The sequence below is a fragment of the Lactobacillus kalixensis DSM 16043 genome, from assembly GCF_001434335.1.
GTDB lineage: Bacteria > Bacillota > Bacilli > Lactobacillales > Lactobacillaceae > Lactobacillus > Lactobacillus kalixensis.
This window is the reverse complement of sequence record NZ_AZFM01000004.1, coordinates 26,172-41,576: the sequence shown is the minus strand read 5'-3', so window position 1 is coordinate 41,576 and position 15,405 is coordinate 26,172. Positions and strand designations below refer to the sequence as shown.

The window sequence follows — 15,405 nt, the reverse complement described above, 5'->3', positions numbered from 1 at the left end:
AGATTTACCTCAGAATCCTCAATTATTTTCATTATAACGAATATTATTGGCTTGGTATAGTTTGAAAGATTCGGTAAAATGATTAGTTAGGGGGCTAGTCAGGTGACAAGATTTCATCATAAATATACGCTGCCAATGATTCTAACGTTATTAGTTCTAGCAATAGCAGGGCTTATTGTTGGCTGGTTTAATTTCAAAAGGCAGACTACACTGCCAAGCAACTCAAATACTTCAGCAATCGGAGTTGAATTGACACAAAAATTTGATTATGTCGACTTACATAAACTGCAGGCTAATAATGTGTCCTTCATTTATTTGCGAAGCACACAAGGAAGATCATATTTTGATGATGATTATTTAAGTTATCGCGATCAGGTGCAAGGAACAAACTTAGCATTTGGCACAATCGTTGCTTACAGTAATGAATCGACTGCGCGTCAGCATTATGAATACTTCATCAAAAAAGTGGGGTTAAATACTGGTAGCTTGCCGATCTTAATTGAGCCAGCAGTTGAATCGAGATCAAGAAAGTATCTGAATTCAATGGCTGATTTTACGCAAATGTTAATGAATAGGGGAAAGAGTGTTGCGGTTTTACTCAATTATCGCTATCATAAATTTTTTCCTGTAAAAACTAAGTTCGTTACAGATGGGAAATATGAGCCTGATAAAGTAAAATACGCTTTTTGGCGTTATACTACTGATGGACGAGTAAAGAATGTGAGTGGCTTAGAAGACGACGTAACAATGTTTTCATATAATGGCACGGTCGCACAATATAAACAGAAATATGGACAATTAACACAATAATGTATCAAGAAAAAATTCAAGCAGTTCTTGAAAGGGAACACAAAACTAAACCAACATTAATTCAAAAAGAAAGTTACGAAGCTATCAAAAATGGCGCTAGTGTCGTTGCTTTAGCAAAAACAGGAACTGGTAAAACATTAGCTTATGCTTTGCCTGTCCTTGAAAAGGCTGAAAGTGGGGCAGCAAATTCAGTGGTGATTTTTGCACCAACAACGGAATTAGCTGTACAAATTCGCCATGCAATTAATCCTTATTTACATGCATTGGGCTTAAAAGGAATTTCTTTAGTCGGTGCAGGGAACCGCAAGCGTCAAGAAGCTCAATTAAAGAAAAAACACCCGGAAGTTATTGTGGCAACGCCAGGTAGATTTTTCGACTTCTTTTCAAGCGGGAGGATTAAGATTGGACAAATCAAGACCTTGATCATTGATGAGGCCGATGATATTTTGGAATTTACCAAAATGGAGCTTTTGACTTCTTTAGGACAAAATTTGGGTCCAGATTCACAAATCTTATTGTTTGGGGCAACTGATTCTGAAATTACTAGAGATGCAGAAGAATTGTTTGCTCGTCACTTTTTGCTAATGGATGTGCGAAATGAGCAAACTTCAGCAACTAAGCATTATTTCTTGATGGTGGACAATGCGCACAAGATTGATTTTCTGCAAAAAATGACGAAGTTAGATGGTTTCAAAGGAATCTTGTTTTTTGACTCTAATGAAACTATGATGCGCTTTGCTGGAATTTTTGGTCATACTAAAACTAAGTTTGATTTGTTAGCAAATGAATTTGGTAAAAAACGTCGTGAGGAATCTTTGCGCAATTTAGCAAATGGTAAGACTAAATTGCTTTTAGCAACTGATTTAGCCGCAAGAGGTTTAGACATTCCAGGGTTAACTTATGTAATTAATTACGATATCCCTAGCGAAGTTAACACGTATCTTCACCGCGCCGGAAGAACTGGACGGATGAACAAAGAAGGATATGTTGTTACACTTGGGGATGACCATGATTTTCGTGATTTAAAAAAGTTGCTTGAAGATGAACTAGAAGTAAAACGAGTATACTTTGCTGGTTACCACTTAAGTGAAAAACAACCTAAACCTAAGAAAGAAAAAGTTAAAAAAGAGCAGGAAGTTTCTGCTAAAAAGAAGGTTAAGCGTAAGAAGAGAAAGAATAAGAATAAGGGTTATCACCCACATTACTTGAAGGTGAAGAAATGAGTCGATTAGTTTCTTGGCTTGAAGATTATATTTTACCTATTGCTAATCGTGTCGCTCAAATTCGCTGGTTAGTAGCCTTGAGAAATGCTTTTATCTCAGTTATGCCAATTACTATTACTGGCTCGCTTGCGGTTTTAATTAAAAGCTTGATTAATGCAGTTGATGAGCATTGGGGTTGGCACACTTTTGCTGTAGCCTTATCGCCTTTAGTCAGCATTAGTAATATTGTGTGGCGAGGCAGCTTTTCACTATTTGCATTGTTTTTAGCGGTTTCTATAGGCTATCAATTGTCTAAGACTTTTGAAGCTAATCGGTTAGCAGGAGCGATTGTTGCTTTAGGCAGTTTTATGATGAGCATTGCCAATTATGCTAAGGTTAAAGTCGCTAATAAAAATATTACGTTGAAAGATACCTTTGATATATCGCAATTTTCAACAACTGGAATTTTTAGTGCAATTTTATTTGGTTCGATTGGTTTTGCAATTTTTGTGATTTGTTATAAGGCAAGAATAAAATTTACGATTAACGCTCAAATGCCACACGCTGAACAAGCTGCTTTTGATGCACTTTTGCCATGTATTATTTCATTATTTAGTATTGGAGCAATTAATTATGCTTTTCAATTAATCACGGGCACTTATTTCGGTAATTGGTTATTAAATTCAATTCAAATGCCACTAGTGAAAATGGGCCAAGGTTTCGGTATGGTATTATTAGTTACTTTACTTGTCCAGGTTTTTGGCTTCTTTGGGTTAAGTGGTCTAGCAGTTTTAGCGCCAATTCTCGACTCAATCTGGGGGACGGCTCAGAATTTGAATATTACTGCTGCTAGAAATGGCAATGTTCCTAAGTATATTTGGGGAAGAGGATCATTTGATGCATTTGCCTGGTTTGGTGGAACTGGCGGAACCTTAATTTTGATTATTGCAATTTTATTGTTTTCAAAAAGAGCTGATTATCGTACGATTGCTAAAGTGGCGTTAGCACCTGGCATTTTCAATATTAATGAACCGGTTGTTTATGGCTTGCCATTAATCTTAAATCCTGTTTATTTTATTCCGTTTGTTGTGGCACCTATTGTCAATGTGGCATTTTCATATTGGGTCACAGTGATGGGATTAGTTAATCCAGTTCAAGTAGCTGTTCCTTCGGTAATGCCACCGATTGTTGGACCGTTTCTGGCCTGCAATTATGATTGGCGAGCAATTGTTTTGTGCATCATTAATATGTTAATTGCTTTAGCTATTTGGACACCATTTGTTTTTGCGGCTGATAAGATCGCGGATACTAATGCGCCACGTACTTTTTTTAGCCAGAATTTTTAAAAATTTTTGATAAATAATGAATTAACTTTTCTTTTATGATAAAGTTAATTCAATAAGGCCCTGTAGCTCAGCTGGATAGAGCATCGGTTTCCTAAACCGTGTGTCGTGAGTTCGAATCTCACCCGGGTCATAATATTATCGCTTATTAGGTTATCTTTTCTTCAAAGACTGCTAGAATGAAAGTGGAGTTTCTAGGTTTGAAGAATCGAGGCTTAATTATGAATGATTCAGTTAAAAAGCCTAAAAAGCTATCCTTTATATCGATCTACTTTCTAGGTATTAATGCAGTTATTGGCTCAGGAACGTTTTTACTCCCGTCCACTATTTATCAAAAGATGAATTTGATGGCAATCTTGGTTTTGTTATGTACTGCAATTACCGTATCAATGATTGCCTTGTGTTATGCGGATTTGTCTAGCCGATTTAAAGGCTCAGGAGCTGCATGGTTATATGCATATCATGCCTTTGGTCGCTTCACAGGTTATGAATTAGGTGTATTTACTTGGTTTTTAGGTTGTTGCACATTAGGGGCAGAAATAGTTGCGTTACTTACTACTTTGAAGTCTTTTGTGCCAATTTTGTCAAATTGGGCAGTGTATTACCTTTGTGCATTAGGGATAATTATCTTATTTGGAATTATTAATTATTTTGGGCGTTCTTTAGTTAAACTAGTTAATAATATTTCAGCAGCTGCCAAAATAATTACTTTAATAGTTTTTATTGTAGTTGGTGCATTTTTTATCCATATGACTAACTTTAATCCAATTATTCCTAAAGCTGCATTAAAAGGGGCAGGACCATTTTTGCAGCACTTTGGCGCTGCTTTTACCCCAGTATTTTATTTATTCACTGGTTTTTCATTCATTCCGATTGCGGCAAGACAAATGAATAATCCAGAAAAAAATATTCCACGAGTATTAATTGCAGTAATGGTAACAGTAACAATTTTAGATTGCTTAATGATGTTTGTTGCAGTTGGTTTATCTGGCTCAAAGTTGGGTGGATATTCAACACCACTGGCTTCAGCTTTTCAAACTGGAGTAGGTAAATGGGGTTATGATTTTATTATTGCCGGAATGTTGATTTCAATTTTTGGTGTAGCATTTTCAGCATCATTTAATGCACCTTCATTAATTGCTTCATTGGCTAATGAACATAAATTATTGCCAGCGTGGATTGGTAAAAAGAATAAACATGATGCTCCATGGGTTGGTATTATCATGACATCAATTTTAACAGCAATATTTGCTACACAAAGCTACTTGTTCTTAGTTGCATGTACAGTACTAGCATCCTTTATTCAATATGTACCATCTATTCTGGCAGTTATTAAGTTTAAACATAGTAATGAATTTCCAAACCATGGCTTTAGTTTACCTGGGAAATATACTATCCCAATTTTGGCACTGATTGTATCCTGTTACATGGTTACAAACTTTACGCCTTTAACTTTATTTTGTGGAGTAGTAGTTGCAATTCTTGCAGCTGTATTATATTTCTTCATTGATCGTGATCAAGCAATGGAAGAAATGGAAGCAAAGCACCAAAAGTTCTTACAAATGCTACGCGAAAATAAAATAAAATTTTGATAAAAAAACTAATGCTCGAAAATTTGATGAGCATTAGTTTTTTTATCTTAATGGATTTAACATGACCGCTGTAATAAGGCCCCAAACAATAAAGACGCAAATTAATGCAGTGTAGAGTAGATATTTGCGAGTTTTAGCTGGGCGAGTTTTGTCTAAACCAAAAACTAAACAAAAGCAGCCAATAACAATAAATAATGCTGTAGTTAAAATTAGTGCCATTTATTAACCAACTTTCTTTTATATATTATTTATTAAAGCACATTGTTCTGATTAAGTTGAATAAAAAAGAAAAAATAGGTATATTTAGATTAAATAAACGGAGGAAATTTATGCAAAAAATAAAAGTAATGACTGTTTTTGGCACTCGTCCAGAAGCAATTAAAATGGCCCCTTTGGTTTTGAAATTGGAAAAAGACGACCGCTTTGAAGAAGTAACTGTTGTTACTGCTCAGCACCGCGAAATGCTGGATCAAGTGCTGGAGATCTTCAAGATTAAGCCTGACTATGATTTCAATATCATGCACAAGAATCAAACTTTGGAAGAAATTACTTCAAAAGTTATGATCGATTTAGCTAAGGTTGTTAAAGAAGAAAAGCCTGACATCGTTTTAGTTCACGGCGATACGACTACTAGTTTTGCGGCAGCCTTAGCTTCATTTTATAAACAAACTACAGTAGGTCACGTTGAAGCAGGTCTTAGAACTTGGAATAAGTATTCACCATTCCCAGAAGAAATGAACCGTCAAATGACTGATGATTTGGCAGATCTTTACTTTGCTCCAACTGAATTGTCTAAGGCTAACTTATTAAAAGAAAATCACCCAGCTGATAATATTTTTGTCACTGGTAATACTGCTATTGATGCACTTCATGAAACTGTGCAAAAAGATTATCACCACGCTGTAATGGATGAAATTCAAGATGGTAACAAGGTGATCTTAGTTACTATGCACCGCCGTGAAAATCAGGGTGAACCAATGCGCCGCGTCTTCAAGGTAATGAAGCAAGTTGTTGATAGCCATGACGATGTTGAAATTATCTATCCAGTTCACTTGTCACCACGTGTTCAACAAGTGGCTAAAGAAGTGCTGGGAGGAGATCCTCGCATTCACTTGATTGATCCGCTTGATGTAGTAGACTTCCATAACTTAGCTAAGCGTTCATATTTCATTATGACCGATTCAGGTGGTGTTCAAGAAGAAGCACCAAGTCTTGGTAAGCCGGTTTTAGTTCTTCGCGACACAACTGAGCGTCCAGAAGGTGTTAAAGCTGGAACTCTTAAGCTTGTTGGTACAGAAGTAGACAAGGTTCGCGAAGCAATGCTTGAACTACTTGAGAATAAAGAAGCATATGATGAAATGGCTAATGCCAAGAATCCGTATGGTGACGGTCATGCTAGCGACCGCATTATGGATGCAATCAGTTATTACTTTGATAAAGAAAATCAAGATAAGCCAAAAGATTTTGAGTAAAGTAAAAGGAGAATTCTGAAGTAGAACGTCTCCTTTTCTTTCTTTATTTAATTCATGTTTTTGTTTTTCTTTTTGTTCTTGAATTCGCATTTTTGCTCGCTCAATCATTGTGTGTTCCTGTTTTTGGAAAACTGAACGAGTAGTTAGATAGTTGAAAATACCAACTAAAATTTGATCAATGATTTTCACTAACAAGGCATTTAAATGCAACCATGATAAACCAACTAACATAATTAATGTGTCAGGGATCAAGCTGATAATCCTATAAGTGAAGAAAACGATCAACTTATGCCAAGTTGAGTGGTCATGGTCAACGTTGTTAATAAAAACAGCTTTTTGATTAAAATAGAAAGAGGCTAAGTTAGAAATTATAAATGCGACAGTGTTAGAAATCACTACAGCACTGTGCCACCACTGATGAAGAATCATGAACACAACAGTGTTAATTAAAGCTGCTAAAAAGCCAAAGATCATGTAGACCCATAAATTGCGATGACGCTTTACTAATTTTTGCCCTAACTGACGAATATTTTTTTCATCAGAGATAACGACTTGTTTATTCTTATCCAAGTTTCTCATTCATTTCCTTAGCTGCATTATCTATTGCATCGATGTCGTCTTCATCAGGTGCATTTTCGATTGTGACAGGAGCAGTGATTTCTTTGGCTCCACAAGCGATAAACGCTTTTTGATAATCAAAAACATTTTCACAAAAATGTTCGCCATAGGTTCTGTCACCACTACCCATTACAGCAAAATATTTACCGCTAAGGTCTAATTCTTTAAGTTGCTCATAAAAATCAACAAGTTCATCAGTCATCTTACCTTCACCGTAAGTGTAGGTAATAAAAATACATAGGTCGGCATCTTCATAGTCAGTTGCATCAGTGAAACTAACATCACTTGAATCAACGTCGAAGCCGTAATCTTGCAAATCTTCTTCAAGCATATCCGCCATATCTTCATCGTTACCGGTCATACTAGCATAAACAATCTTTGCTTTCATGAGTGTTTTGCTCCTTCCACATTCTCAAATATATCTTATTATACCTAAAAACTAGAAAATCGCGTAATGCTTTAGCAAACTTTTAAAAAAGGCGATAAAAAGGATATAATGATAGTAAGTATTTTTATAAGGAGAAAATTAATATTGATTACAATTAAATCTATTAGAGAATTGCAGGGTATGCAAAAATCTGGACGTTTATTAGCATCTATGTTTGAAGCTTTACGCGATGTTATTAAGCCTGGTATTTCTACTTGGGATATTGAAGAATTCTGTCAAAAGTTTGTTAAAGATCGTGGAGGTCGTTTATCAGAGCAAGGATTTGAAGGTTACAAGTACGGCACATGTATTTCTGTTAATGATGAAATTGCCCACCAAACTCCAAGAAAAGACCGTATTTTAAATGAAGGTGACCTTGTAAAGGTTGATGTCACTTGCAATTTAAACGGTTATGAAACTGATTCTTGCACTACTTATCCAGTAGGTAAGATTTCTGACGCTGATAAGAAGTTAATCGAAGTTACTAGAAATGCAATGTACTTGGGAATTGACCAGGCAGTTTTAGGTAACAGAATTGGTGATATTGGTGCCGTTATTCAACATTATGTTGAAGATGAAAATCATTTTGGTGACGTTCGTGAATTGGTTGGTCATGGTATTCAACCATCAATTCACGAAGATCCAGAAGTACCACACTGGGGTAAAGCAGGACACGGTCTTCGTCTGCGTGAAGGGATGACGATTACTGTGGAACCAATGGTTGAAGCAGGTGGAGATTGGCATATTGACCAAAGAGTTGTTGATGATCCAAACGATGATTGGGTTTATTATGCTACTCCAGACGGCTCAAATTCTGCACAATTTGAACACACATTTGCCATTACTAAGGATGGTCCAAAGATTTTAACATTACAAAAGCCATATGATGGTTATGAAAAGTACCTTCCTCATTTTGATGAAATGGAAGATTAGTTAAAGGATGAATTAATGCAGTCTTTACCAAGTCGTATCATGCGGCAGATAAAGCAGTTTTATTTGACTATTTCTCAGATAAATGCAGAAGGAGAGATTTTACAAAGTGCGATTGTAATCGCCTATTATCTTTTATTTTCAATCTTTCCCATCATTATTATTGTTGGAAATGTTTTGCCATTATTTCACATCCCGACTGAACCGATTGCGGAATATGTTAATTGGATTTTTCCTGATCAAGTTTCGCAGTATATTATGCCGATTGTTAATTCACTCTTAAAAAGCAAATCAGCAGGTTACATGTCTTTTGGTATTATTCTTGCAGTTTGGTCTTTTTCAAGTTTAGTTAATGCAATTAGGATTGGGATGAACCGCTTGTATGGTGTACATGGAATTGAATTAAAACTTTCTTTGTTAAGTTTTGTTTGGACGAGAATGTTCACAATTTTTTTGACAGCCGTAATGATTATCGTCTTTACAGGGGTCAGTTTAGCGCTGATTTTTGGACAACAAGTTCTAGATATTATCAGTCCAATCTTTAAAATTTCTGTTGGAGAAATTAAGAAGATTTTCTCATATCGATATCCAGTTGTTCTTATTATGATGCTTTTGGCTGTGGCGTATCTTAATTATGTCTTGCCGAATATAAAAGTTAAAAAAAGAGTGATTTGGCCTGGCGTTTTAACGACAGTTATCAGCTGGGTTGCCTTGTCGTATGGTTTTGGTTTTTATTTACGTAATTTTCCAATTTCTTGGGAGAACTATGGTATTATCGGAACATTTATTATCTTCATGCTGTGGTTAAACCTTGCTTCCTTATTTCTTTTATTTGGGACTAGCGTTAATGCGGCGATTATGAAGTTAAGACATGGTCAGCTTGAATATACAAGTGGTCGACTTGCTTCATACATCCAGCAGAAGAGACGTGAAAGCAAGCAAAATAAAGTGTAATTTTTTTGTATATAGATATATGGGGTTATATTATGAAAGTTAGAAAAGCTGTTATTCCCGCTGCCGGATTAGGAACAAGATTCTTACCAGCAACTAAAGCGATGCCCAAGGAAATGTTACCAATTGTTGATAAGCCAACAATTCAGTTTATTGTTGAAGAAGCTAAAAAGTCAGGGATTGAAGATATTTTAATTGTTACAGGTAAGAATAAGCGTTCAATCGAAGACCATTTTGATGCAAATCCCGAACTTGAACAAGATTTGGAAAAAACTGGTAAAAAAGAATTGTTGAAGTTGACTGAATCAATTACTAATTTAGGAGTTAACTTATACTTTACTCGTCAGCCTCATCCAGCTGGTCTTGGGGATGCAATTTTGAGAGCGCGTAGTTTTGTAGGAGATGAACCATTTGCAGTTATGCTTGGGGATGATTTAATGACCGACAAGGTGCCATTAACCAAGCAATTGATTAACCGCTATGACAAGACCCACGCTTCAACAATTGCTGTTATGCCAGTACCTCATGAAGAAGTTTCCAAATATGGTGTCATTGAGCCAGCTGACGAAATTGAACCAGGCTTGATCAATGTTAAGTCATTTGTTGAAAAGCCAGCTGTTGATAAAGCTCCAAGTGACTATGCAATTATTGGTCGTTATTTATTAACACCAGAAATTTTTGAAATTTTAGCTCATCAAAAGCCAGGGCGCGGCGGTGAAATCCAATTGACTGATGCAATCGACACTATGAACAAGACTCAAAGAGTTTTTGCTCACGTCTTTAAAGGAGAGCGTCATGATGTTGGTAACAAGGAAGGCTATCTTGAAACTTCAATTGAATATGGCTTGACTCACCCAGAAACTAAAGATGAATTGCGTAACTACATCATTAAGTTGGGACGCGAATTAGAGAAAAATAGCAAACAAAATTAAAATTTTGAATAAGAAATAGAAAAGCTCAGGTTTATTCCTGAGCTTTTTCATAATGTCCTATATAATATTTAGTATAAATAGATTGAGGGAGAGAAAATATATAATGAAAAATATCTATGTTGTTGCGGCTAAGAGAACGCCTTTTGGTCGTTACAAAGGATTTTTCAAAGATCAAACAGCAGTAGATTTAGGTGTAATTGCACTTAAAGGCGTGCTTGAAAGCATTAATTTAGATCCAGCTGAAGTTGAAGCTGTTTTAATGGGGAATGTTATTTCTGCTGGTCTTGGTGAAAATATGGCAAGACAAGTTGCTTTAAAATCCGGTTTACCAGAAACAACTGTAGCAACGACAATTAATGACGTTTGCGGCTCAAGCTTAAAGGCTGTTAGATTAGCTCAAGGGCAAATGCAAATGGGCGACCTTGATTTAGTGGCAGTTGGCGGCAGTGAAAGTATGACTAATACTCCTTATTTGGTTGATAAAAAATATAAGGATAATCCAGTTGGTCACATGAAGAATGCTTTATTTTCTGATGGTTTGTTAGACGCTTTTTCAGGAGATCATATGGGAATTACCGCTGAAAACGTTGCAGAGAAGTATCATGTGTCTAGAAGTGAGATGGATAAATTTAGTTTGAAATCTCACCAAAAAGCAGCTAAGGCGATCGCTAACGATGATTTTAGTGATGAAATTCTGTCAGTTACTCTTAATGGTAAAACATTAGAGCACGATGAGCCTGTCCGCGGCGACTCTAATTTAGAAAAATTAGCAGACTTGAAACCTGTTTTTAAAGAAGATGGTCAAATAACAGCGGGTAATGCGTCTCCGCTAACAGACGGCGCAAGCATGCTTATTTTAGCAACTGAAGAAAAAGTTGATAAGTTGGGGTTAAAGCCGATTGCTAAATTAGGTCAATTTGCGGAAGCTGGCTTTGATCCAAGCTTGATGGGATATACACCGTATTATGCTGTTAGAAAGTTGCTCGATAAGTCCAAAAAGACAGTTGATGATTATGATATTTTTGAAATTAATGAGGCTTTTGCTGCTCAATCAATTGCACTTCAAAGAGATTTACATATTCCAAATGAAAAATTAAATGTTTTGGGCGGTGCAATCGCTTTAGGCCATCCACTTGGAGCAACAGGAACCAGATTAATTACATCTGCAATATCCGCTTTAAAGAAAAAGCAAGGTGAAAAGGCGATCGCAACTTTATGTATTGGTGGTGGTCAAGCCGTTGCTTATGAAATCGAGTTAATGAAATGAAATTTTATCAATTAAGTCCTGAAGAAAGGCGCAATTTATTAGCTGAGGAGGGAATTCGATTGGATGAAATTGATCAATCAGTCTTAAAGCAGCTAGATAAATTAAGTGAAAATGTGGTAGGACAAATGCGCCTACCTCTTGGAATCGTACAAAATTTAGTGGTTAATGGCAAAAAATATACGGTGCCACTTGTTACTGAAGAACCATCTGTAGTGGCTGCTGCAAATCATGGCGCTCAAATCTTTGCTATGAATCATGGAGTGACTGCTGAAAGCAAACGCAATGGTATTTTTGGTCAAGTTGTTTTCAGGATTGAATCTAATTTTGAATTAGACAAACTTAAAGCAAGTTTTCCAAAAGTAATTGATGAGACGAATAACGAATTCGCTAGTTTGGTCAAGCATGGTGGCGGACTTAAGAAGATAAGCGCCCATTTAAAAAAAGAGCTACTTTATTTAAAAGTTTTGGTGGATCCTGCGGAAGCGATGGGTGCCAATAAGACTAATTCAATTTTGGAATATTTAGGCAATCAGTTGTCAACTTTTCCAGGAATTCGTGAAAAATTATTTGCGATTTTATCAAATTATCCTAGCCAATTAACTACGGCTAAGGCTGTAATTGATGTCGCCAGTATTGGCGGGATAGATGTCGCCAAGCGTATTAGCTTGTTAAGCCAAATTGCTCATGATGATGTCTACCGCGCAGTTACTAACAATAAAGGGATTATGAACGGTGTTGATGCTGTTTTAATTGCGACTGGAAATGATTATCGTGCAGTTGAAGCGGCTAGTGCTGTTCTAGCTAGTCAAAGCGGCCAATATCGCAGCTTAAGTAATTGGAGTATAGAAGAAGGTAAATTAGTTGGTGAGTTAACGCTACCTTTGGCAATTGGAACAGTTGGTGGTTCAATTAATGCTCGTCGCGATGTTCAACAAGCCTATCGAATTTTAGGTGGGAATATTAAAGCTCATACTTTAGCAGAGATTATTGCAAGTGTTGGGTTAGCTAATAACTTAGCGGCAATTTTAGCAATTTCAACAACTGGTATTCAGGCTGGTCATATGAAATTGCAAGCTAGAAATATTGTGGCTAATTTGGACGCAAGTGATGAAGAAAAGCAAAGAGTTTTAATGAGAATGATTGCCGAAAAAAACTATACTATTGAAGAAGCAAATAAAATTTTAAGAAAGTTGAGTGAAGAGAAATAATGCAAGTTGGTATTGATCAGATTGGTTTTTATACACCAAATAAATACGTTGATATGGTAGATTTAGCTGAAGCTCGCAATGTTGACCCTAATAAATTTTTGATTGGAATTGGTCAAAAGAAAATGAGTGTGGCAGATCAAACTCAAGACGCAGTTTCAATGGGGATTAATGCAACTTTAAGATATTGGAATAAAATTGATCAAGACAAAGTTGGCTTAATGATTTTTGGTACCGAAAGTAGTGTTGATCAATCAAAATCAGCCTCTTTATTTGTTAAATCAGCTTTGCATTTAAAGCCAGAAGTTCGTACTTTTGAAGTTAAGGAAGCCTGTTTTGGGTTAACTGCCGGTCTGATGATGGCACGTGATTTTGTGAGAGTTCATCCGGATCAAAGTGCAATTGTGATTGGTAGTGATATTGCTCGATACGGTGTCAATACCCCGGGTGAAGTTACTCAAGGTGCCGGAAGTATCAGTTTGCTTATTAAGAGTGATCCTTCTATTTTATCTCTGAATGACGGCCATAGTGCGTATAGTGAGGATATTAATGACTTCTGGCGTCCTAACAATCACACAACTGCCTTAGTAGAAGGAAAGTATTCAACTCAAGTCTATTTAGACTTCTTTAGTAAGACTTTTGGTGCATATAAGGAACTAAAGGGGTGGAAGACGCAAGACTTTAGTGCAATTATTTGCCACTTACCATACACTAAGCTGGGACTTAAGGCTAATCGTTTAGCAGTTGAAGGTCAAGATGAAGAAACAAGTGAGCGTTTATTAACTAACTTTGAAGCTTCTAAGCAAATGAGCATGCAAGTAGGTAATATTTATACTGCGTCTTTATACATGAGCTTGTTAAGTTTACTTGAAAATACGGATTTAGCACCAAATTCATTGTTAGGGTTGTTTTCGTATGGTTCAGGCGCAATGGCTGAGTTTTACTCTGGTAATATTGTTGATGGTTATGAAGAGCAACTTGATCCAGAAGCTGACCGTTTGATGCTCTCAGAGAGACAGAAATTATCAGTTTCAGAATATGAAAAGATTTTTAATAAGGCGATGGAAGTACCAGAAGATGGTCAAGAATTAATCAGTGACGAAAAGCCAGGTAGATGGTATTTTGCTGGGACTAAAAACGAGGTTCGACAATATAAGCAAAAATAAGGATGCTTTGCTATTACTTATTTTTTCAAAATGTACATATTGTCTAAAGTTACATAAGAATAATTTGACTTTTTTCTAAAGAAATTTGAATGCCATAAACTGGCATTTTTTTATCTTGGAAAAAAATAAATAAGCTGAGGCCGCGATTGTGCATTTTATTAAATAATCTAATTATTTTACGTTTAGTTATAGCTTTTTGCCCTGGGATGGCCAAAAAATCATTAGCTGAGACGGTGATTTTACTGATTGGTAAATTTTTATCTTGAATTTGACAAAAAATTTGAAAATCCTGATTAATATTATCGATTAGTTGTAAAAAATTATTGAAAGTCATTTGTCGTTAAAAAATAAAGCAAAAACAATTTAATTAGTTTGCAAGCGTTTACAATTATGATATGATAGAAACGTGGAAGAGGTAGAAATTAATTTTAACAAAATAAGTAAGTTTTTATCTCCAGAAAGAATTGTATTATTGTTGGAAACAAAGATTCTCTTTCTATAAAAGAGTTGTCAGTCATCAGAGTATTATTATAAAGACTGACCGCGATGATTCCAAATGATAACTTTATTACGTATTAACGTAAAGACCCGAACAAATGAATGTGTTAATTTGGTCGCGACCAGCCAATGTTTTATCAACTAAGAAAACATAAATCGTGACTATCAATTGATGAGTTGCCTCGTCCACCAACAAAAAAACGACTGCCCAAGTGTGGTAGTCGTTTTTTGTTTTTAAATATAATTTATCGAAAATATGTTCAAATAAGATATATTAATGTATAATATTATTAATCGAACATATGATTAAAATGGAAAGGTGATGACGATGGCCGTTAATTCAGTTATTGGATTATTAGATCCCGAAACAAAGATAGTCAAGTTTATCGAATGCTATATGAATGGTGCTTTTGATTATAATGGAGCAATTTTATGGGCTTCATATTCTGATGACATAGAAAAAGTAAGAAGATTGATTTCGCTGGGAGAATTACTTTCGTTAGGTGATCATACATCAACACCTAATGTCGTTAAAAAATATGGCATTAACTATAGAACTAATCCAGACTTTCAAGCTTTAACTCCAAAAGAAAAAGATGAAATTACAACTGGATTATTTGATTATACGGTAGCCTTTCATCGCGATGGTAAAGAAGATGCAATTTCTATTTTTGAAGAATCGATTGAAAAATATTGTCAGAGGCAAGATTATCTTTACCTGGCAGTACCTGATTCTGAAGGTGGAGTAACCTGGTATGGTCGTGGTTTCAAAGGTGAATATCATAGTGATACATCATTTCATGGCTTTGAAAAGTTAGAAATCATTATTATGCAATTACGGCTAATTATTGATCAAATTAAAAACTTAAAAGAATTAGGATATAATCGCGAAGATGCAGAAAAGTTTTTTAGAAAATGTAAATATGCTTTATCTGATAATGAACTTAATCAGTGGGTAAGTCGTCATTGGAGAATTTAATTGAAAAATATGG

General features: G+C 35.6%; 14 protein-coding genes, 1 tRNA gene and 1 pseudogene. 13 read left to right on the top strand and 3 right to left on the bottom strand.

The window, feature by feature from the left end; all coding sequences use genetic code 11:
- The first annotated feature begins 102 nt into the window (after positions 1-102).
- The 5 genes from FC46_RS02195 to FC46_RS02175 all read left to right on the top strand — a co-directional run bounded on the left by FC46_RS02195 (position 103) and on the right by FC46_RS02175 (position 4,947).
- Entirely contained in the window at positions 103-810 is a 708-nt protein-coding gene (locus tag FC46_RS02195; RefSeq protein ID WP_057797411.1) for a GH25 family lysozyme, read from the top strand.
- Positions 810-2,033, top strand: coding sequence for a DEAD/DEAH box helicase (locus FC46_RS02190; RefSeq protein ID WP_057797410.1), 1,224 nt, complete (start codon positions 810-812; stop codon positions 2,031-2,033). The genes FC46_RS02195 and FC46_RS02190 overlap by 1 nt, the downstream gene beginning before the upstream one ends.
- A complete protein-coding gene (locus FC46_RS02185) occupies positions 2,030-3,358 on the top strand; it encodes a PTS sugar transporter subunit IIC (protein WP_057797409.1) in 1,329 nt (442 codons plus the stop codon). Before FC46_RS02190 ends, FC46_RS02185 begins: the two co-directional genes overlap by 4 nt.
- A 56-nt stretch (positions 3,359-3,414) precedes the next feature.
- A tRNA-Arg gene (locus FC46_RS02180) sits at positions 3,415-3,488 on the top strand.
- Positions 3,489-3,576: 88 nt separating this feature from the next.
- A complete protein-coding gene (locus FC46_RS02175; RefSeq protein WP_057797408.1) occupies positions 3,577-4,947 on the top strand; it encodes an APC family permease in 1,371 nt (456 codons plus the stop codon).
- 42 nt (positions 4,948-4,989) lie between these two features.
- Here FC46_RS02175 and FC46_RS10235 read toward each other — a convergent pair whose 3' ends face one another.
- Positions 4,990-5,166, bottom strand: coding sequence for a hypothetical protein (locus tag FC46_RS10235; protein ID WP_057797407.1), 177 nt, complete (start codon positions 5,164-5,166; stop codon positions 4,990-4,992).
- A gap of 110 nt (positions 5,167-5,276) precedes the next feature.
- Between FC46_RS10235 and wecB the strand changes: the two genes are divergently transcribed.
- Positions 5,277-6,419, top strand: a complete 1,143-nt coding sequence (wecB, locus tag FC46_RS02165; protein ID WP_057797406.1) for a non-hydrolyzing UDP-N-acetylglucosamine 2-epimerase — start codon at positions 5,277-5,279, stop codon at positions 6,417-6,419.
- 60 nt (positions 6,420-6,479) lie between these two features.
- Here the strand turns inward: wecB and FC46_RS10010 are convergent.
- A pseudogene (locus FC46_RS10010) lies at positions 6,480-6,998 on the bottom strand (GtrA family protein); the annotation flags it as partial.
- Positions 6,982-7,425: a flavodoxin gene (locus tag FC46_RS02160; protein WP_057797405.1), complete on the bottom strand. Its 444-nt coding sequence runs from the start codon at positions 7,423-7,425 to the stop codon at positions 6,982-6,984. The gene FC46_RS02160 and the pseudogene FC46_RS10010, both read right to left, overlap by 17 nt.
- A gap of 144 nt (positions 7,426-7,569) precedes the next feature.
- Here FC46_RS02160 and map point away from each other — a divergent pair, with 144 nt between their 5' ends.
- From map to FC46_RS02120, 7 genes are all read left to right on the top strand, one after another.
- Positions 7,570-8,397, top strand: coding sequence for a type I methionyl aminopeptidase (map, locus tag FC46_RS02155; protein ID WP_057797404.1), 828 nt, complete (start codon positions 7,570-7,572; stop codon positions 8,395-8,397).
- A gap of 15 nt (positions 8,398-8,412) precedes the next feature.
- On the top strand, positions 8,413-9,348 hold the full coding sequence (locus tag FC46_RS02150; RefSeq protein ID WP_057797403.1) for a YihY/virulence factor BrkB family protein: 936 nt from the start codon (positions 8,413-8,415) through the stop codon (positions 9,346-9,348).
- 32 nt (positions 9,349-9,380) lie between these two features.
- The gene (gene galU, locus FC46_RS02145; RefSeq protein WP_057797402.1) at positions 9,381-10,277 is read left to right on the top strand and encodes a UTP--glucose-1-phosphate uridylyltransferase GalU; all 897 of its coding nucleotides are present in this window, start codon (positions 9,381-9,383) and stop codon (positions 10,275-10,277) included.
- Between the two features lie 103 nt (positions 10,278-10,380).
- On the top strand, positions 10,381-11,544 hold the full coding sequence (locus FC46_RS02140; RefSeq protein ID WP_057797401.1) for a thiolase family protein: 1,164 nt from the start codon (positions 10,381-10,383) through the stop codon (positions 11,542-11,544).
- Positions 11,541-12,752, top strand: coding sequence for a hydroxymethylglutaryl-CoA reductase, degradative (locus FC46_RS02135; RefSeq protein ID WP_057797400.1), 1,212 nt, complete (start codon positions 11,541-11,543; stop codon positions 12,750-12,752). The genes FC46_RS02140 and FC46_RS02135 overlap by 4 nt, the downstream gene beginning before the upstream one ends.
- Positions 12,752-13,915, top strand: a complete 1,164-nt coding sequence (locus FC46_RS02130) for a hydroxymethylglutaryl-CoA synthase (protein ID WP_057797399.1) — start codon at positions 12,752-12,754, stop codon at positions 13,913-13,915. The genes FC46_RS02135 and FC46_RS02130 overlap by 1 nt, the downstream gene beginning before the upstream one ends.
- An 826-nt stretch (positions 13,916-14,741) precedes the next feature.
- Positions 14,742-15,392 carry a hypothetical protein gene (locus tag FC46_RS02120; protein WP_057797397.1) on the top strand — a complete coding sequence of 217 codons (651 nt, stop codon included), beginning with the start codon at positions 14,742-14,744 and terminating at the stop codon, positions 15,390-15,392.
- Positions 15,393-15,405 lie beyond the last annotated feature (13 nt).